The sequence below is a fragment of the Chryseobacterium sp. MYb7 genome (assembly GCF_002979455.1).
In the GTDB taxonomy this organism is placed as follows: Bacteria; Bacteroidota; Bacteroidia; order Flavobacteriales; family Weeksellaceae; genus Chryseobacterium.
The window spans coordinates 1-19801 of the sequence record NZ_PCOU01000017.1; the positions used below are offsets into that span (position 1 = coordinate 1).

The window sequence follows — 19801 nt, forward strand, 5'->3', positions numbered from 1 at the left end:
TTCATTGCAACTTTGGGAACGAGTGCTAAAACAGGCGAGGAAGAGTGGATACAAAAAGAGATTTCTGAAAAAACATCCCTTAAACAACTTGATTTGGATAAAATCCTATTAGAATAAATGAAAAAAATAATTCTATTATCCTTACTTTTCTTTATTAACTGCAAAGAGAATAATGTAAAAGCTATCGATACTATTGAATCACAATATGAAACATTATACTTTGATGATGATAATATTGGGGACAAAGCGGAAGTTAGGGCGAAACAAAATGCAGAACTCTCAAGTTTTATTTTATCCATCTATTTATCTTCTTTGAACAAAACGGTTGAAATCCCCATTATAAACAATAGTATCCTATATAACAATGCTGAATCAGATTATTATTTAAGTGATCCTATTATTAAAAATAAAATCATTACCATTCGAGTAGATTATGCAGATTTAGTTACAAAACCAAATATTTCTGGAGAAAGAAAAAATCTAATTGAAAAAATAAAATTTAGATATGATTCTAAAAACAAAAAAATACAGGTTATTGGATATGATCTAAACTATACAAAAGCTAGAAAAAAATACTCCAAAACATTTAATTTTATTACAGGTAAGTTTTATTCTTCATCATCCTTTGATGGTAAAAAAGAAGAGACATCTGGTTGGGCTTTAGAACTTCAAAACATATATATAGAAAATTGGAATAGTGATTTTATCGGTAAACTTTCATTATACGGAAATGAAATTGAATAAAAATTTATAAACAAAAACACAATGATGAAACCCTTTTTTTTATTAATTCTAATACTTTTCTTTTATGGCTGTAAAGGTCAAAAAGAGAAAAATGATTACATAAATTTTCTGGATACTAAATATCAGTCAACCGGTTTTTTCATTCCAGATATCTCCAATCCCTATCCAACATACACTTATTCGGATAAAAAAATGGGTGTTTTCAGTGTAGATTTTATCGGGAAAAGTAATGAAACTCAATATTTTTGGAGCCCTAATAATTCGAAAGGTTTTTTTTCTAAATCTACTAATCCTGAAAATGATGCCCAAAATTCAAAAGCCATAAAAAACCTCATTAAAGAAAATGATTATTATGTAGTTGCTTCTTATTTACCTAGTGAATTCATCACTTATACAGGTGGAGAAGATGGAGAATTTGAACCAAAACAAAATGCAAAAACAACGTTCTATTTATATGAAAAGAATAAATGGAAACAAATAGGAGAAATTGAGACTTCGAAAATTCCAGAAAATATTTTATTGTCGAAACCAACCTTGTTCAGAAATTTCAAACTCAAGTTAATAAAAGATGAGCTGTTAACCCCAAATAACAAGGCTAAAATCTAGACTTCCAACTCCCGATTCACATCATCTATATATAATTTAGAAAAGAAATTTCGTTTCATTTGAAAAATATTTCTACCTTTGCCTTGTGAATTTTAACAACGGAACATATTATTATAGAATTTTTACCTCAGCTCTGGGATAGGGATTCTTATGAATATAATTTAAAACCTCGTCCTAGGGACGAGGTTTTTTTATTTTAAAAAATAGAAAAAGATGAAAATAAGTATTATTGGAGTAGGATTAATCGGAGGTTCAATGGCATTGAAGTTAAAACAGAAAAATATCGCCAACTTCATCTACGGAATCGATAACAATACACAGCATATCAGTGACGCATTAGACCTGAAAATCATTGATGCCGGAGTAGATCTGGAACATGGAATTAAAAATTCGGATCTGATTATTCTTGCTATTCCTGTAGATGCCGCCAGAAAACTGTTACCAACTGTTTTAGACCTTGTGTCTGATCAGCAGACCGTAATGGATGCCGGTTCTACCAAAGCGGGAATTGTAAATACTGTGAAAGACCATCCGAAACGCTCAAGGTTTGTGGCATTTCACCCGATGTGGGGAACAGAAAACAATGGTCCGAAATCTGCCATTGCAGAAAGTTTCTCCGGAAAAGCAGGTGTAATATGCAACAAAGAAGAATCCGCAGAAGATGCGCTGAATATTGTTGAACAAGTGGTTAACGCCCTTGATATGCACATGATTTACATGGATGCACAAGATCACGACGTTCATACTGCTTATATTTCCCATATTTCCCACATAACGTCATATGCGCTTGCCAATACTGTACTGGAAAAAGAACGTGAGGAAGAAACTATTTTTCAGCTTGCGAGCTCCGGTTTTTCAAGTACGGTACGTCTTGCCAAATCGCATCCTGAAATGTGGGTTCCCATCTTTAAACAAAACAAAGAAAATGTGCTGGATGTACTGAACGAACATATCTCCCAGCTCAGAAAATTCAAAGCTGCCCTTGAAAAAGAGAATTATGAATACCTTGAAGAACTGATCACCAATGCCAACAGGATCAGAGGAATTTTAAGATAAAATCTCTTTATACAATACTAAAAGCCCAGTGGTTTTTACTTTTATTTTATTAAGAAACCCTTAGTCAGTAATGCCTAAGGGTTTTATATTTTTAAAACAGTGTTATTTCTATTAACATTCCGGAACGTTCACCGCAATGGCTAATCCACCTTCCGAAGTTTCTTTAAAACGGTCACTCATTGATTGAGCAGTTTCCCACATCGTCAGAATAACCTCATCTAATGTTACTTTTGCTTTAGTAGGATCACTTTCCAGAGCAATATTCGCTGCGGTAATTGCTTTCATTGCTCCCATTGTATTTCTTTCAATACATGGAATCTGCACAAGACCTTTAATTGGGTCACATGTCAATCCAAGATGATGTTCCATTGCAATTTCTGCTGCCATCAATACCTGTCCGACACTTCCACCCAAAATTTCTGTAAGTCCGGCTGCTGCCATTGCAGAAGACACCCCGATTTCAGCCTGACAGCCTCCCATTGCTGCAGAAATGGTTGCATTTTTCTTGAATAATGTTCCGATTTCTCCTGCCACAAGTAAGAATCTTACAATATCATCTTCATTGGTAAACGGTGTAAATGCCTGAGAATACATCAATACTGCCGGAATAACCCCACTCGCTCCATTGGTAGGTGCCGTAATAATTCTTCCGAAACTTGCATTCTCTTCATTCACTGCCAGTGCAAAGCAGGCAATCCATTTGTTGATATTGGTGAAGTTCTCTTCAGCATCTACCACCTGCTGGAACCATTCATCTTTATTTTTATAAATTTTGTCTCCTAACAGCTTTCTGTTGATTCCTGCTGCTCTTCGGGTAACATTCAGTCCGCCTGGAAGGATTCCTTCTTTATTGACTCCTTTATAAATACATTCTTTGATCTGCTGCCAGATATAAAGCGCTTCCTGTCTTGTTTCGTCCTGGGTTCTCCAGCTTTCTTCATTCATGAAAATCAAATCTGAAATTTTATCAAATCCCAGCTTTTCACAATATTTTGCAATATCCGAAGCCTTATGACAAGGGTATAATGTACGAACACACTGCTTTTGAATTGAGTTTTTTTCCTGGCTCGCAATGAAACCGCCTCCTACAGAATAAAAATCCTGCACCAACTCTGTCCCATCTTCGAAAACAGCTCTGAAAATCATTCCGTTCGGATGAAAATCAAGGCTCTTTTTCATATTTAAAATCAAGTGATGTCCGTAAACAAATGGAATAATTTTCTCCCCTCCCAGATTAAGGGTTTGTGTGCTTTTGATATATTCTATCTTCTCATCAATTTTTGAGGTGTTGATGGTTTTAAAATCTTCTCCATTCAATCCAAGCATTCCGGCAATATCAGTTCCGTGCCCAATCCCCGTTTTGGCGAGTGAGCCAAAAAATTCAAGAAAAACCTCTTTAACTTCTTCGATTGATCTTTCTCTTTTTATAATCCTGATAAATGCAGCTGCTGCATTCCAAGGTCCCATCGTATGCGAACTGGACGGGCCTATTCCTACTTTAATAATCTCAAAAACCGATATTGATTCCATAAATGATTCGTCATTTTCCTCAAAAACAAAGATACATGATAAATCCTAATATATGCATAGCAAAATCCCAGATTTATTTGGTTTTGACAGTCCATAAAATAAGTATTTTTGTAAATAAGCAGGTTGTATGAATGTCAGCCAGATCCATCTCTATATTTTTTCTTTTTAATCATTTTTTTAAATGGAAACATTAATTAAAAGCATTTTACAGCATGTACAATTAAGTCCTGAAGAAATAGCGGCCTGTAAAAGTTTCTGGACAGAAAAAACATTGGAAAAAGGTGATTTTCTATTGAGAAATGGAGAAATATGCCGCCATGACAGTTATATCATTTCAGGTGTTTTAAAAGCTTTCTGCATCAATGAAGAAAACGGAAATGAAGAAATTCTTTTTTTAGCTATTGATCATTGGTGGGCAACTGATATTGCCAGTTTTTCAAAACAAAAACCTTCCATTTATAATATTCAGGCGGTAGAAAAAACAAAGCTCTTACAGATCAGTCACCATTCTTTTCAAAAAATGCTAAAGGAAATTCCAGCCTTAGAAAAATACTTCAGAATTATTCTGGAAAGCTATCTTGGAACGCTGGAAAAAAGAGTTGTATTCAATCACATGTACAAAGCCGAACAAAAGTATTATGATTTCCTGGATACTTATCCTGATATTTCATCGAGAGTTCCTCAGTATCTGATTGCATCCTATTTGGGAGTTTCTGCAGAATTTATCAGCCGAATCAGGAAAAAAAATAAATCCTCTTGAACTAGATCAATTTTTCAGGATTAAATAATCAGGAATTTTGCTGGTATAAATTCTTAACAAATGAAAATACTGATTATTAATGCCAGTGTAAGAAATAAAAGATCTTACAGCAGAAAACTGACCCAGCTTTTCGTTGAAAACTGGACAATCAAATACCCTCTTGACACTTTTACCTACAGAGAAGCAGGAACTGATATTATTCCCAATATTGATGAATCCTGGATTGCAGGAGCATTCAAAAAATCTTCAGACAAAACCGAAGAAAACCAAAAGCCTTTACAGCTCAGTAATGAACTCGTCAAAGAACTCAAGGAACATGATGTGTATGTAATTGGAACTCCCATGTACAACTGGTCTATTCCATCCGGATTAAAAGCTTATATTGATCAGGTGATGCGGATTAATGAAACCTGGAAATTCAGATCCGGAGTTCCAGATGGTGATTATTTAGGGCTTCTTGAAAACAAAAAGCTTTTTATTCTCTCAACCCGCGGTGATACCGGATATGGAGAAAATGAAAAGAACGGCCACATCAATTTTCAAACGACATATCTGAAACATATTTTCGGGATCATGGGTGTAAATGATGTCACCATTCATTCCTTAGATAATGAAGAATTTGGCGGTGAAGTCTTTGAAAATTCAAAAAATAAAATCTTTGAAGCGATTGAATCCATTCAATAAATTATTTTTGATTTTAATTAATATCATTCAGGACATTAGGTATAACTTAATGTCCTTTTGTTAACTGAAACTTTCCTCATGCTGAGACAGGTCAAGCCCTTTATTTTCAGACTCTTCAGAAACTCTGAGCGTAATAATAGAATTGGTAATCTTATATAAAAGCAGCGAACCGAAGAATGTAAAAACAGAAACCAAAACCAATGCGGCCATATGATGAAGAAAAACATCAAGTCCTCCATGAAGCAGGCTCGCTTTTTCACCATGTGCAAAGATGGCGGTAAGAATCATTCCCATAATTCCCCCTACTCCATGGCAGGCAAAAACATCCAGCGTATCATCTATTTTCTTTAACCCTTTCCAGTTCACCATCACATTGGAAACAATCGCTGTAATAAATCCTATAAAAAGACTTTCCTGAATGCTTACAAAACCACATCCGGGAGTAATCGCCACAAGCCCAACAACTGCTCCAATACATGCCCCCAGAGCCGAAACACTTCTTCCATTGATTCTGTCAAAAAAGATCCAGGTCATCATCGCAGAAGCAGAAGCAATAGTAGTTGTTCCAAAAGCGGTAGCAGCAGACGCAGAAGCGCTCAGTGCAGATCCTGCATTAAAACCAAACCATCCGAACCATAGCATTCCTGTTCCCAGAAGCACATACGGAATATTGGAAGGCTCATGATGTGGATTTTTTCTGTTTCCAACCACCATGGCTCCGGCAAGTGCTGCAAAACCAGCACTCATATGCACTACGGTTCCTCCTGCAAAGTCTTTTACTCCAAAATATTTATTCAAAAGACCGTCAGGATGCCATACCATATGACAAAGAGGAGTATAAATAAAGATACTGAAGAGAACGATAAATAGTAAATAAGAAATAAAACGAACTCTTTCTGCAAAAGATCCGGTAATAATGGCGGGAGTAATAACGGCAAATTTCATCTGAAATAAGGCAAACAGGATAAATGGTATCGTAGGTGCCATCAGCTTATGAGGAAGATTTCCTACCCCGTTAAAGAAGCGATAACTTAATGGATTTCCAATGATCCCATAATGTTTCCCGGCAATGGTAATTCCCAGAGATTCACCAAATGACAAAGAAAAACCTACTACGACCCAAACCATAGAAATGACTCCTAAAGCAATAAAGCTCTGAAGCATGGTAGAAATTACATTTTTTTTCCCGACCATTCCTCCATAAAAGAAGGAAAGTCCCGGTGTCATGAGCAGAACAAGTCCTGCTGCAGCCAAAATCCAGGCTACATCAGCGCCTACAATTTTATCTTCGCTTAAAAACTCTCTCGTATCAGGAATAACTGCAGCCGGATTCCAGAATAAACCTCCGATGGCTACAAATGAAATAACAGAGAATGAAACGATCCATTTTAATCCTACTTTCATAAATTTATATTTAACCCCATCAAATTTAAACATAAATTTCATAAAAACTATATTTTCAAAACAGACACCCCTTAAAAAAACTATTTAATCAATAATATTTATTATTTCTAAGAAAATACCTCCTTCAGTATTTTGGAAACTTCTTTGGATTTTGTAGCCGGGAAAAGATGAGTTCCTCCTTTCACCACATAATCAGGATTGGAATAACGAATTGGAAAAACAATGTCTTTATCTCCCAGGATCTGAATCACATTAGGATTTTCTTCAAACTTCCATTCGGAAACCTTTTCTACAGACCATTTCAGATAGTAAGGATCTCTGACTTTAAAATATTGTAAAAGTTTGGGATTTCTTGGATCAAAAAGTTTTCGGACAACAGCATACACATTGGCTGCTTTATCGTTGAATAAGCCTACAGGTAGTATTCTTGGAATTTTGGTAACCTCACCGGTCTTAATAAATTTAGACTTTTCTTTATCAGATTTTATACTTCCCAGAATCACTACTTTCTCCGCAGGTTTCAATTGATTGATCTCCTGCACCATAATTCCTCCAAAAGAATATCCCAACAGGCAGAACGGCTCAGAATCATCTACTTTTTCTGCCATTCTTTTAACATAAGCCTCAAAAGGTTCATTTTTTTCGGGGATGAGCCAATCTATAAAAATCAATTCATAGTGTTCGGGAAACTCTATTCTTTCAAGGACTTTAAAGTCTGCTCCCAGACCACTTACAATATAAATTTTCATACCACTAATTTATAAAAAATACAGAGAAACAGAGAATAGCTTTCACAAATCTTTATTGAATAAAGTCATAAAAAAATGAGCCGTTCTGATGAACGGCTCACTTCTATATTGATTATATATCTTATTTTTTCTTCTTCGGAATTCTGTTCTCATTATCCAGCATTTCTGTGGTAACTTTGAATTGAATGTCCATTTCGTTCTTAATGAAATAATCTTTCAATGAAGACTGATAGAATACTTTAAAGTCTCTTCTGTTCAGAGAGAACTTTGCAGACTCAATAGATGTTGTAAACTGAGTAACGTATACATTCGCAGGGAAAGAGATGGTCTTTCTCACTCCTTTAAGGGTAAGATCACCGTATACTGTAGAATTGTATTCACTGTTTGCTAAAGGAATAATTTTAGTCAAATGGAATTTCGCAACAGGGAATTTTTTTACTTCAAAGAAGTTGGTACTTTTCAGGTCGTTGGTAAGCTTGATCTGATCTTCATCAGAAACATCTCCCGCCATCATACTTCTCATATCTATTACAAACTCTCCATCTACCAGAACCGTATGGTCAAAATTGAATTTTCCGCTTTTTAGCTTTACCGTTCCTGAGTGGGAAGAAGCTTCAGTTTTCACCACCTTATACCCCCACCATCTGATCTCTGATGAAGTCACTTTTGCAACCTTATCAAATTTCTTTTGGGCAGAAACAAATGATATACTTGCGCACATCATAGCAAACAATAGTAATCTTTTCATTCTTTTTTATTTACAATTCAACAAAAATAAAAAAAAGTGTAGAACTTCTACACTTTTAATAATCTTTTTTTGATTAATTTATTGAGCAGTTACCTTTACAAGCATTTCAATATCATCTTTCACAAAAACATCCTGCATAGTAGACTTATAAGCTACATCAAATTTTTGTCTGTCGAAAGAGAATTTGTTTGATACTAAACTTACTACCCCTTTGCTGTAAGAAATCTTAGCAGGGAAAGAGATTGGGCTTGTTTTTCCTTTTACAGTAAGGTTACCTGTTACAAGAGAGTTGTAAACTTTATCATTGTTTTTCTTTACTCCAGTAATTTTGAAGCTTGCAGTTGGGAATTTTTCAACTTCAAAGAAGTCACCATTCTTAAGGTGCCCGTTCAGTTTTTGTTGATATTCACCTGTAAGGTCAGTAGAGCTGATTGAAGTCATATCTAAAACGAAGCTTCCGCCTACCAATTGGTTTCCTTTCATCACCATGTCTCCAGACTTTACTTTTACAGTACCGTCGTGAGAACTAGCCTCAGATTTTGCTACTTTATATCCCCACCAGTGTACGTCAGACGCTACTACTTTTTTTGACTGTCCGAAAGCTAATCCACCAGCTAAAACTGCTAATAAAAATATTTTTTTCATTGAATAGAGTTGTTTACTTATTTAACGATACAAATGTAAGTATCTTATTCAATAGATTTCATTGATGTATATCAATAAAAATTATTATTTTCATGAATAATATCATCCCATAAAAAAACTCCGGGAAAATCCGGAGTTGTATTTTATAGTTGGTAGTATGCTGTATAAAGTGCTATACCATTTAATGCTGTATGATTTTGCTTGACCAGATAGATTGGAGTGCTTCTAAGCATTTCCTCCATTTTATCACTGATCTTGAACTTCTCATAGAATTTCGCCTTGTCTATATATTCTCTTACAATCTGAGGAATATCTCCGGCAATAAGCAACCCTCCTGTAGCTTTAAGCTTTAATGTAAGGTTATTGGCTTCTCTTGCCAGAAACTCAAGGAAAGTATCTAAAGCAATTTTGCAGATCAAAACATTTTCCTCTACAGCAGCTTTATATAATTCCTCTACAAAATTCCCTTGTGCAAGACGCTCTCCTAACCATTCCGGCTCAGGATGTCTTTTTACATCTCTTAAGAATCTGTATATATTGAATAATCCTGACTTCGAAAGTACATTTTCCCAGCTTACAATACCATAGATATTATTTAAAAACTGGTAAAACTCAACTTCTACGTTAGTTCTTGGTGAAAATTCTGAGTGTCCTCCTTCTGTTGCAAAAGGTCTCAGGTATTTTCCGTCAAAGAAATATCCGGCTTCCCCCAAACCATTTCCGGGAGCAAGAACCGCTACATTTCCTTTTTCAAGATGTCCGCTTGTATAAATAGCTTCAAGATCATTATCTTCAAGAAGAGCCATTCCGTAAGCAGAAGCTTCAAGGTCATTCAGCATGTCTACTTTCTCAAACCCGAAATCACGGGCATATTCAGCAACATCTAAATGCCAGCCCAACCTTACAGGACTACTTTTTCCGTCCAATACAGGACCCGGTACTGCCATCCCCAAACGTTTTACATTTTGCAGCTGATTGTCCTGAATAAACTTCTTCAATATATCTGAAAAAGAAGCATATTCTTTGGTAGCATATGTATTTTGTACTTGTATCTCAAGACCTCCGTTCCCGGAAACGAAATAGCCTAAGATTGTTATATCTTCACGGAGACTTGCCCCAATGATAGAAACATTATCATTATTACTGTTCTCTACTCCTGGTAAATAAAGTGGAAATTTTGGATTCAGAATCATAACCTCAAATTTTACCAAATATAATAATTGTTTTTGTAAATCCTGCACAGAACAAAAAAACCTTTCCACTTTCGTGAAAAGGTTTTGGTTAATAATTGTTTATATATTAAATCTAACTACTTTCCTAATGGAATATTGTAACCGAATCCTACACCGATATTCCCCACATTATAGTCCTGACCTGGCAAATCTCCCTTCGTTCCTACAAAAACCTTTTGGTATTGTACGAAGAAATTCCAGTCTCTGTTGTGGTATCCGATCTCCGGTTTGATGTAAAAACCTCCGTTTGCTCTTTCGACATTGGTATTTGAAGCAACTGTTTTATCTCCAACCAGCAATCCGTATCCTAAATCAGTTCCGAAATAGAAACCTGTTTGTTTTGGATAAATTCTGATTAAAGCCGCTACAGGAACTACTCCTACATCATTATTTTTATATCCGTTGTTCTCTTTTCCAAAATAGTGAGTATATCCGGATGCGATACCTAGTCCAAATCCTGGTGTAATCAGGTTCTGGTAAGCTACATCCACTCCTACTGCTGCAGAAAGATTATCTGAGGGAACTGCTAAACCAACATTTGCGCCTACTTTAATCATATTATTCATCTGAGAACTTTGGGCACTTGCTATACCTGCTGTTAAAATACCAGCCAGTACTATTGCTTGTTTAAACATTTTCATAACTCTAATTTTTAAATTTTACTAAACAAGAGGATGTAAAAATCATGCCAAGCAAGGGTTTTTCTTCAACTTTAACACTCAAAAAATCCATAAAATAATGATTACCAATATATTAATTTTAACAAAATTTAAATGTTTGTTTAACAAAAATTATCAAAAAAGTGATAGTAAAAAGTGAATTAAGGAGGAAATGAAGTCGGGGGTTGGAAGAAATATACTTCTATAAAACCAATTCTATTTCTATGATACAAAACTTTTTGCCTTTAGCCTCAAGCTTCCCGCTTCCTGCCTCCAGCCCTCTCTACAATATTAACAAACCTTAACCCTTTTATTATTTTAACCTTTATCTTTGAAATCCATCAAAAAAATAAATTCTCCCATGATGGCTGATTCATTATTAAAAAACAAGCATCTTCTTTGGCGCGCAGGATTTGGTGTTGGAGTTAATCAAATTGACGATTTGAAAAATAAAAACATTAAAACGTTAATGAATGAATTATTGAAAGAAGGCGGTTTCAAAGAAATTGCTTATGATACTCCAGATCCTGATTTGGCAGCAGATTATATGAACAGTACAGCTCCTGCTGAAAAGAGGAAAAAAATGCAGCGGATCAACAGGGAACAAAACAACGAACTGAATCTGAATTTCCTGAACTCCATCGTTAACAGTAAGGAACAGATGAGAGAAAAGATGGCATTTTTCTGGCATGGACATTTTGCATCAAGAGTACAAAATCCAAGGTTTAACAAACAGCTTTTAAATACGATCAGGAAAAATGCACTGGGAAATTTCAAAGATCTGCTTTTTGAGGTAAGCCAGTCGCCGGCGATGCTTAATTTTTTGAATAATCAACAGAATAAAAAGGATCATCCTAATGAAAATTTCGCCCGTGAAGTCATGGAATTATTTACCATGGGCAGAGGAAATTACACGGAAAAAGATGTACGAGAAGGTGCCAGAGCCTTTACGGGATGGAGCTATGATAAGGAAGGGAATTTTAAAGGAAGAAAAAACCTCCATGATGAAGGAAGTAAAACTTTTTTAGGAAAAACAGGCAACTTTGATGGAAGCGATGTACTCAATATTATTCTTGAGCAAAAGACTACGGCACAATTCATTACTACTAAGATTTACAAATTCTTCGTTAATGAAAAGCCAGATCAGGAGATTGTCAGTAAGCTCAGTACCAATTTCTACAATTCCGGATATGACATCAAGAAATTGATGACTGAGATATTTTCCAGTTCATGGTTTTATGATCAAAAGAATATAGGAAACCGTATAAAGTCCCCTGTAGAACTGATGGCAGGTATCATGAGAATTCTTCCTATGCAAATTCAGAATCCTGAAAACCTTATCGTTTATCAGAAGTTATTAGGGCAAATGCTGCTGTATCCACCCAATGTAGCTGGATGGCCTAACGGAAAATCATGGATTGACAGCTCTACTCTGATGCTTAGGCTTCAGGTACCACAGATATGGTCCGGGCTTCGCCCTTTGGAATACAGTCCCCGACAGGATGATGACATAGACATGGGAATGAAATCCCGTGAAACAGCTTTAAATAAAAACTTTAAAAACCCGAATATTACCATCGACTGGGATCGTATAGAAAAGCTTTTCGCTAATAAAAACTGTGAAGACTATCTTCTGCAAAATACGCAAAGCCTGGATATGAGCTCTGTAAAGAACTTTTCTGACAAGAGCATAAAAATGAATGTCATCAACCTGATGTCTACCCCGGAATACCAGTTGATGTAGGTTGCAGTTTTTAGGTAGCAGGTTGCAGGTAATAGCTGTCAAAATATAGCTTAATTGCCATTTATTTATCTTTTACCAGTATAAAAATAATTGCCAGTAAAAATGTCGTCCAGCCCTACTACCAGCAACCTATAACCTGCTACCTATCATCTATTACCTGCTACCTAAAACCTTCACCTTAAAAACAAAATTATGTTAATCAAAAGAAGAGAATTCCTTAAAATAAGTTCACTAGCCACCGCTTCTATGCTGATGCCGAATTTTTTAAAAGCCATGACACTGGATGAGGCTCTGAATCCTAATCAAAATATTCTGGTAGTTCTTCAGTTTACAGGAGGAAATGATGGTTTGAATACGATTATTCCCGCTAAAAATGATATTTACTTCAGGGAAAGGAAGACACTAGCCATTCAGGATTCTATGCCGCTGACAGATGAGGCAGGAATTAATCCGTCACTCTCCTATTTTAAAGAACTTTTTGATAATGGGGAGCTTTCCGTGATGAATAATGTAGGCTATCCTAATCCGGACAAATCTCATTTCCGAAGCATGGATATCTGGCAATCAGCAAGCAGAAGCGATCAGTTTCTGGAAACGGGCTGGCTGGGGCGTTTTCTGGATGAAGAATGCTATCGTTGCGATCATCCAACTCAGGCGTTGGAAGTAGACGATATGCTAAGTCTTGCCTTAAAAGGTGAAAATAATAAAGCTTTCGCCTTTAAAGATCCTAAAAGACTTTATCAAACCAGTCAGGAAAAATATTTTAAATCTCTCTACGACCATCATCATGATGATGAAACAGTGTCTTATCTTTATCAGACTTTAGGTTCTACCATCAATAATGCCGGTTATATTTTTGAAAAAAGCAAAGCGAAAAAGACGGAACAGGTTTACCCCAATTCTCAGCTAGGAAAAGACTTTAAAACAGTAGCTTCTTTGATTAAATCTGACATCAATACCCAGGTGTATTATCTTTCTGTAGGAAGTTTTGATACGCATGTTAACCAGAATGACAGACAGAAAAAGCTATTCGATGATATCAATGAATCGGTAAAATCATTTGTGGCTGATATGAAAAGTAATGGACTTTTCAAAAATATACTATTAATGACATTTTCAGAGTTTGGCCGTCGTGTAGCACAAAATGCAAGCAACGGAACAGATCACGGAACAGCCAACCAGATGTTCTTTATCAGTGGAAACCTTAAGAGAAAAGGCATACTGAATGCACTTCCTGATCTACAAAATCTGAATGAAGGCGATCTTATTTACAAAGAAGATTTCAGAAAAGTATATGCTACCATTCTAAAAAACTGGCTCAAAGCGGATTCCTCCAAGGTATTGGGCTGGAAAGATGGGATTTATGATTTTGTATAGGGAAACTTTAATTTAAACAATGAATAATAAATATGTTTAGATTCCTGCGGAATGACACAATTGGAATGATAGCTTATCCATACAGTTTGTCATTCCGTAGGAATCCAGCCTTCTTTAACCATAAAAAATGTAACTCTAACCAATGCCTGAACTGAAGACGTGAAAATTCCCCTCCCTTGGAGGGGTGGCGAAATTCAAAGAATTTTTGACGGGGGTGGCCAAAATAACATTTCCTTTAACACTCATCAACAAAAAAAGAGACTGTACATACTCATGTCAGTCTCTTTTTAATAATTTTAAATTTTAACTACTTTACGTTTAAGCCGTAATCTGCTTTGGTTCTTTTTCTGTCTGATCTTCTTTTTTATCAAGTTTCTCAGATATTTTTTTAACAATATATTCTATCGCTATGGGTGCTAGGATCGCAATTAATGCTTTAAATATTCTTGATTTCATAATTAACTTGGTATTATTGGTTTATTAATACAATTTCCAAGCCAAGATAAAATAAGAAAATAAAATATTTCCTGTAATCCTTTACTGGTAATGCTTTTAAAACAGTTTAGTTTTCATCAGGAACAATCAGATTCTGATAATTTTTGCTTCCTGTTTTAAATTTCTCTTCCATTTTAATTCTTAATTTACGGGGTTTATGAACAATTAAACTGTCACCAAATCCAAGCAGCAGTCTTTCTAATTCAAAATTGATCTGAACACATATTTTAAAAAGAGTTCCGTTATCATCTTCTCTTATAATTTCCTGACTTTTATGCAGCGGCTTGGTTTTTACATAAGGAGCATTTCCTGCATCTACCCAAAAAACTACATTTCTTGGATCCATTGATTCTGCAACGGTTACTCCTACAATATCTTTAAAGTATTCATCTCCATCCAGATCTTTGTCAATATACTGAAGACTTTCATCTGTTTCAATACTTTCCATTCTGTCCAATGCCAGATTGTACATTTTCTGTTTGTAAAGACAGATCAGAAACCAACGGTTGTTGAACTCCTTCAATAGCTGTGGATGTACCGTAAAAATATTGGATTCTCTTGCTGTAAAGCTTTTGTAGAGAATCTTCAGTACTCTTTTATTCGCGATACTTTCATACAGAATATCAATATGCTCCAAGCCTTTCAACTGTTCATTTTTATCTAAATGAATAATCGATTTCTGACTGGTTGAGTGAATTGAATCTTCCAGCTTCTGGATCACCCCATTCATCTCCTTGAACATGGAAAAGTCTTTGAACTGTTTGAGAATCTGAACGGCATTATTCATCGCCTTCAGATCACTATCATTCACAGAGATGTTATGAATACTGTATTCAGGATCACTGTAACGATAGTATTTTCTTTCGTAGACTTCAATAGGAGCTTCATATCCGAATTTTTCACTCCGCATATTCTGAAGATCAAGCTGAACCGTCCGCTTGCTTACAAAAGATTCTTTTCCTTCAAATTCAAATAATGCTTCCGAACATTCATCAATGAGATCTTCAAGGGTATATTTTCTGTATTTGTTTTTAAGGCACTTATCCAATGTTTTATACCGGATGAGTGCATTTTTATTAGATGACATTCCTTAGTGTTTAATGATTTGGTGTTTTTATAGGCAAGTTTACTTTTGTTCTTGAAATTATTTCTCTTTCAAAGCATTTTCGTCAAAAGTAATCCCTTCCCAACCAGATTTCATAAAGTTTCGAATATTCTGATGATCAGTTCCATTCGGGTTTTTCAAAACATCTTCTCTGTAAAACTCACCAAAAAGCCAAAGTGTTTCTTCTTTTGTCAGATCCTGAATGCTTGCGAAGCTGAACACTTTACAAGAGCCGTTATTCTGTCCTGCCTGATTGGTCGTATCACCATTTTGAAAAGCGGTAGGGGTAAATTCGTAATTTTCATCAATGTGAGCAATCACATCATTGAACTGGATCGTTTCCGGGAAATGTTTTAATTGTTCTAATAATACCATGAGCCTTGTTTTTTTTAAATTATATATTGCTTTTACGAATCTGTAAATCTACTTTTTCGTATTTCTGATAAACTTTTTGTAAAAATAATTAAAATTTCTTTACCTACGCAAAACTATTGCGCAATAAGGGTATTACTTTGCCTCATCAAAATGAAACAAAATGGAATTTAATGGAAATCATTTAATCGAATTAGGATATAGACCCGCAAAATGGTTTAAAGATGCCATTAGCTATATCAACGAGAATAATCTGGATGAACACCAGATTGCAGAATATCTGGTACAGTTCAAACAGCCGGATCTTATTCTACTCCACGAAACGGCTAAAGATTTTATGATCAACATCCGCGCAGAACACGAAAGTGAGAATGATAATGTGGAAAAAGTAATCAAAACGATGGAAGTTCTGATGAAAACCCCCACGCTGATTGGTGGAGCTTTAATGCCGGACGCCTGTCCTACAGGTCCTGAAGGTCAGATTCCTGTTGGAGGCGTGGTGGTTGCCAAAAATGCTATTCACCCAGGATTCCATAGTGCTGATATCTGCTGTTCTGTAATGTTAACAGATTTTGGGAAAACCAATCCTAAAGAGGTTTTGGATGCTGCACATGCGATTACTCATTTCGGATATGGTGGAAGACCAAGAGGTGAGCAGATGCCGATGTCTCAGGAATTGATGGATGCTTTCAGAGAAAATGAATTCTTAAATGATGAAAAACTGATCAGCATTGCCCGTTCTCATATGGGAACTCAGGGAGACGGAAACCACTTCCTTTTTGTAGGAATTTCCAAAAATACAGGAAATACCATGATGGTAACCCATCACGGATCAAGAGCTCCGGGAGCTGCTTTATACGATAAAGGAATGAAAATCGCTAACCGTTTCAGACAGGAAATTTCTCCAGAAACCCTGAGGGAAAATGCCTGGATTCCTTATGATACCGAAGAAGGTAAATCTTATTGGGAAGCACTGCAGTTGATAAGACAATGGACAAAGGAAAACCATACTTCTCTTCATGATGCTGTGCTAAACAAGCTGGAAATGGAGAAAGAAAACAGATATTGGAACGAACATAACTTCGTTTTTAAAGATGGAGATCTCTTCTATCATGCAAAAGGAGCTACTCCACTGGATGATAAATTCATGCCGGATATTACGGGACCAAGACTGATACCGTTGAATATGGCAGAACCGGTATTGATTGTTCAGGGAAAAACGAATGAAAGAAACTTAGGTTTTGCGCCGCATGGAGCAGGAAGAAATTTCAGCAGAAGCCAGCATAAGAGATCTTTAGCTCATAAAACGACAGAGGAAATCTTCAATGAGGAAACAGCAGGATTAGATATCCGTTTCTACTCCAATGAGGTTGATATTTCTGAACTTCCAAGCGCTTATAAAAGTGCAAAGAATGTAAGAGCTCAGATTGAAGAATACGGACTTTGTGAAGTTCTGGATGAAGTGATGCCCTACGGATGTATCATGGCTGGAGATGTTCAGAAGAACGCTCCTTGGAAGAAAAAGAAGAAATTCAGAAAAGCATGATTTTAATTATTTAAATCTTGATTATAATCAAAACCTTATAGGTTTTTGAAACCTATAAGGTTTAATAAAAATATTAAAAAACTAATAACTCAACCTTACAGGTGTAAAAGCCTATAAGGTTCATGAAAACTAAATTATAACGGCAGGGGCAGTAGCTCAGATGGTTAGAGCAACAAAATTACTTTTCGCTGCAGGCAACTAAAGTTCCTATGAATCCCAATTGTGTGTCACAGGTTCGAGTCCTGTCTGCTCCTCAAAATGAAGAAAATGTGTATATTCATGTATCAGACATTTTCATTATTAAAAAAATTAAAGGCAAAGAAAGTTCCTATAATTCAGAATTACTTTCCGCCTTTTTACAAATTATAAGGCAAAGGGAGTTCCTATATTTTTTGGAAAAATACTCCCCGCTTTTTATAAACTATAGGTAAAAGGAGTTCCTATACCCTTCACTTTTAATGAATCTACTCCTCACTTATTTTTTAAACTTAAAACAATGAAAACACTACAATTATTCAATGCAGTATTGGCCAGAAAATCTGATGAAAAACCATTTATTTCTAATGATGGTTTCATCATTGAACCAGATGCTTTATGGGCGAAAAATGAAATTATCTCTTATTATGCAAAGGAAAAACTGAATGGAAATGACTTGAACAAAACCTTTCATAAATCCTGGGAGAAAATAAAGAATACTTCCAGAATTGATTTATTTTTTGAACAGATCAGTCATTATATTTCAACGTATGGAAGCAATTTCCAAAGTGAAATCTATATTCCTGACGAAATACTGAATGTTCCTGATATAAAGATGGTTTTTAAAGTCATCAAAGCTTATTCTGTAGAAGAAATGCAGGAAAAATGTCTTTCTTTGTTAAGATCAGGAATTGCTTTAAAAGAAGAAACCATTGATGATTTGCTTTCTATTTTACATACGGAGCTTGAATATGACTTTACAGGAAAAGAAAACATCAGAAATAAAGAAGCGGTTATAAAAATAGCTGATCTTTATGATATCTATCCTGAAAATCCGGTTGAGTTTTTCCGATATGTTATTTATAAAACAACCACTACAACACTTTTAATCAAAAATGATGATTTGATTAATTTGATTAAGCAAAGTAACTTCAACCCAACGTATCTGTTTGAAAGCTTTGGAGTTGAAAAACTGGCAGAAATTTTTAACAGATTTAAGCCTTTATTCCTTGCTTATAAAAACAGAGCACCAAAAGCGATCAATAAAATATCAAAGTTATCAAAGGTTCATCATAAACCATTGATATCAAATCCTTTGAATGATGCTACAAACACATTACTGGAAAACAGCGATTGGCATTGGCTGGAAAATGCGACACCATTTGCGTTATTCAAGGCATTGTCAGCATGTTACTCAAGAATGTATGGTCAGGATACCTTTGTTTACAGAGTGAGAAACGGAAAATCATGGACTAAAAAAGGTAAGGAAACTTACGTGAATCAGTTCAATTATGATTTTATTCTGGACTTTTTGAAATTGAAATATGAGAGCCTTTCCGGAAAGAAATTCTATTTCCCGGAGAATGTAGAATTTGCATTGCCAACTTCTGAAAAAATGTTTGTGGGAAATATTCCTACCGGAACGCGTTTTTATGGTGATAGACTAGCTGTGGGTATTTATTGGGAAGATCAGTGGGGTGCCCGAGACCTTGACCTTTCGGGATTGAATATAGCCGGAAAAATAGGTTGGAATGCAGCTTATAATCATGGTGACGGACAATTGATGTATTCCGGAGATATGACTTCTGCTCCCAACGGCGCTGTTGAATATCTTTACGCCAATAAAGGACATTGTGCGCCAACGCTTGTCATGAATAACGTTTTCAGTGGAGATGCTAATTGCGGATATAAAATCGTGATCGGAAAAGGAGATAATATTTCTTACGATTATATGATGAATCCTAACCATCTTTTTGCTGAAGCCAGATGTAATTCTGTACAAAAGCAAATGATTCTGGGAATGCTGACGACAAAGAACGAAAAACAATGTTTCGTACTATTGAATTTCGGAGCTGGACATTCTCATGTTTCAGGAAATAATGAAGTTTCTGTAATGGCAACCAGTGCCTTGTACCAGCAGTGGTACGAAGCAATGTCTTTCAATGAGCTTTTAAAAGAGCTTGGAGCAGAGATCACAACAGAAAAGGCGGAAGCTGATTTTGATTTCTCGCTGGAAAGCCTGGAAAAAGATAGTTTTATCAGAATTTTTAAATAAATTCCATTACGCCATCTGATTGTTATATTGGGTGGCGTTTTTGGATTATATCTATTGCAACAGTCTCAATGACAGGCAAATTATTTTTTTAAAA

19 protein-coding genes and 1 tRNA gene are annotated in these 19801 nt (G+C 35.5%); 10 read left to right on the forward strand and 10 right to left on the reverse strand.

All coding sequences use genetic code 11. The annotated features are described in order from the left end of the window. Positions 1-117: 117 nt before the first annotated feature. From CQ046_RS14015 to CQ046_RS14025, 3 genes are all read left to right on the forward strand, one after another. Positions 118-744 carry a hypothetical protein gene (locus CQ046_RS14015; protein WP_105702874.1) on the forward strand — a complete coding sequence of 209 codons (627 nt, stop codon included), beginning with the start codon at positions 118-120 and terminating at the stop codon, positions 742-744. Between the two features lie 24 nt (positions 745-768). Next, entirely contained in the window at positions 769-1350 is a 582-nt protein-coding gene (locus CQ046_RS14020; RefSeq protein ID WP_123906621.1) for a hypothetical protein, read from the forward strand. A 213-nt stretch (positions 1351-1563) separates the two neighbouring features. Then, positions 1564-2406: a prephenate dehydrogenase gene (locus CQ046_RS14025; RefSeq protein ID WP_105702876.1), complete on the forward strand. Its 843-nt coding sequence runs from the start codon at positions 1564-1566 to the stop codon at positions 2404-2406. Between the two features lie 111 nt (positions 2407-2517). Here CQ046_RS14025 and CQ046_RS14030 read toward each other — a convergent pair whose 3' ends face one another. Further along, a complete protein-coding gene (locus CQ046_RS14030) occupies positions 2518-3936 on the reverse strand; it encodes an L-serine ammonia-lyase (RefSeq protein ID WP_105702877.1) in 1419 nt (472 codons plus the stop codon). Between the two features lie 181 nt (positions 3937-4117). Here CQ046_RS14030 and CQ046_RS14035 point away from each other — a divergent pair, with 181 nt between their 5' ends. Then, positions 4118-4696 (forward strand): Crp/Fnr family transcriptional regulator, encoded by a 579-nt coding sequence (locus tag CQ046_RS14035; protein WP_105702878.1) that lies wholly within the window; start codon positions 4118-4120, stop codon positions 4694-4696. 60 nt (positions 4697-4756) lie between these two features. Then, a complete protein-coding gene (locus tag CQ046_RS14040; protein ID WP_105702879.1) occupies positions 4757-5380 on the forward strand; it encodes an FMN-dependent NADH-azoreductase in 624 nt (207 codons plus the stop codon). A 60-nt stretch (positions 5381-5440) separates the two neighbouring features. Here CQ046_RS14040 and CQ046_RS14045 read toward each other — a convergent pair whose 3' ends face one another. The 6 genes from CQ046_RS14045 to CQ046_RS14070 form a co-directional block, all read right to left on the reverse strand. Beyond that, on the reverse strand, positions 5441-6784 hold the full coding sequence (locus CQ046_RS14045) for an ammonium transporter (protein WP_105702968.1): 1344 nt from the start codon (positions 6782-6784) through the stop codon (positions 5441-5443). 107 nt (positions 6785-6891) lie between these two features. Continuing rightward, the gene (locus CQ046_RS14050; RefSeq protein ID WP_105702880.1) at positions 6892-7533 is read right to left on the reverse strand and encodes an alpha/beta hydrolase; all 642 of its coding nucleotides are present in this window, start codon (positions 7531-7533) and stop codon (positions 6892-6894) included. Between the two features lie 121 nt (positions 7534-7654). Then, on the reverse strand, positions 7655-8281 hold the full coding sequence (locus CQ046_RS14055; RefSeq protein WP_105702881.1) for a YceI family protein: 627 nt from the start codon (positions 8279-8281) through the stop codon (positions 7655-7657). Between the two features lie 78 nt (positions 8282-8359). Continuing rightward, positions 8360-8926, reverse strand: coding sequence for a YceI family protein (locus tag CQ046_RS14060; protein WP_105702882.1), 567 nt, complete (start codon positions 8924-8926; stop codon positions 8360-8362). A 143-nt stretch (positions 8927-9069) separates the two neighbouring features. Next, the gene (locus CQ046_RS14065; RefSeq protein WP_105702883.1) at positions 9070-10119 is read right to left on the reverse strand and encodes a glucokinase; all 1050 of its coding nucleotides are present in this window, start codon (positions 10117-10119) and stop codon (positions 9070-9072) included. 116 nt (positions 10120-10235) lie between these two features. Beyond that, positions 10236-10799: a hypothetical protein gene (locus CQ046_RS14070; protein ID WP_105702884.1), complete on the reverse strand. Its 564-nt coding sequence runs from the start codon at positions 10797-10799 to the stop codon at positions 10236-10238. A 382-nt stretch (positions 10800-11181) separates the two neighbouring features. Between CQ046_RS14070 and CQ046_RS14075 the strand changes: the two genes are divergently transcribed. Both CQ046_RS14075 and CQ046_RS14080 read left to right on the forward strand, forming a co-directional pair. Further along, complete coding sequence (locus tag CQ046_RS14075) at positions 11182-12561, forward strand: DUF1800 family protein (RefSeq protein WP_165790521.1); 1380 nt, start codon at positions 11182-11184, stop codon at positions 12559-12561. A 192-nt stretch (positions 12562-12753) separates the two neighbouring features. Then, the gene (locus CQ046_RS14080; protein WP_105702886.1) at positions 12754-13938 is read left to right on the forward strand and encodes a DUF1501 domain-containing protein; all 1185 of its coding nucleotides are present in this window, start codon (positions 12754-12756) and stop codon (positions 13936-13938) included. Between the two features lie 318 nt (positions 13939-14256). Here the strand turns inward: CQ046_RS14080 and CQ046_RS23590 are convergent, their stop codons facing one another. The 3 genes from CQ046_RS23590 to CQ046_RS14090 form a co-directional block, all read right to left on the reverse strand. After that, the gene (locus CQ046_RS23590) at positions 14257-14394 is read right to left on the reverse strand and encodes a hypothetical protein (protein ID WP_165790522.1); all 138 of its coding nucleotides are present in this window, start codon (positions 14392-14394) and stop codon (positions 14257-14259) included. A 106-nt stretch (positions 14395-14500) separates the two neighbouring features. Continuing rightward, complete coding sequence (locus CQ046_RS14085) at positions 14501-15520, reverse strand: helix-turn-helix transcriptional regulator (RefSeq protein ID WP_105702887.1); 1020 nt, start codon at positions 15518-15520, stop codon at positions 14501-14503. Between the two features lie 57 nt (positions 15521-15577). After that, the gene (locus tag CQ046_RS14090) at positions 15578-15913 is read right to left on the reverse strand and encodes a HopJ type III effector protein (RefSeq protein WP_105702888.1); all 336 of its coding nucleotides are present in this window, start codon (positions 15911-15913) and stop codon (positions 15578-15580) included. A 742-nt stretch (positions 15914-16655) separates the two neighbouring features. Here CQ046_RS14090 and CQ046_RS24055 point away from each other — a divergent pair. The 3 genes from CQ046_RS24055 (at position 16656) to CQ046_RS14100 (ending at position 19707) form a co-directional block, all read left to right on the forward strand. Beyond that, the gene (locus CQ046_RS24055; protein WP_410493418.1) at positions 16656-17456 is read left to right on the forward strand and encodes an RtcB family protein; all 801 of its coding nucleotides are present in this window, start codon (positions 16656-16658) and stop codon (positions 17454-17456) included. A 145-nt stretch (positions 17457-17601) separates the two neighbouring features. Continuing rightward, a tRNA-OTHER gene (locus tag CQ046_RS23595) sits at positions 17602-17710 on the forward strand. Between the two features lie 242 nt (positions 17711-17952). Then, a complete protein-coding gene (locus tag CQ046_RS14100) occupies positions 17953-19707 on the forward strand; it encodes a hypothetical protein (RefSeq protein WP_105702890.1) in 1755 nt (584 codons plus the stop codon). Positions 19708-19801: the final 94 nt, after the last annotated feature.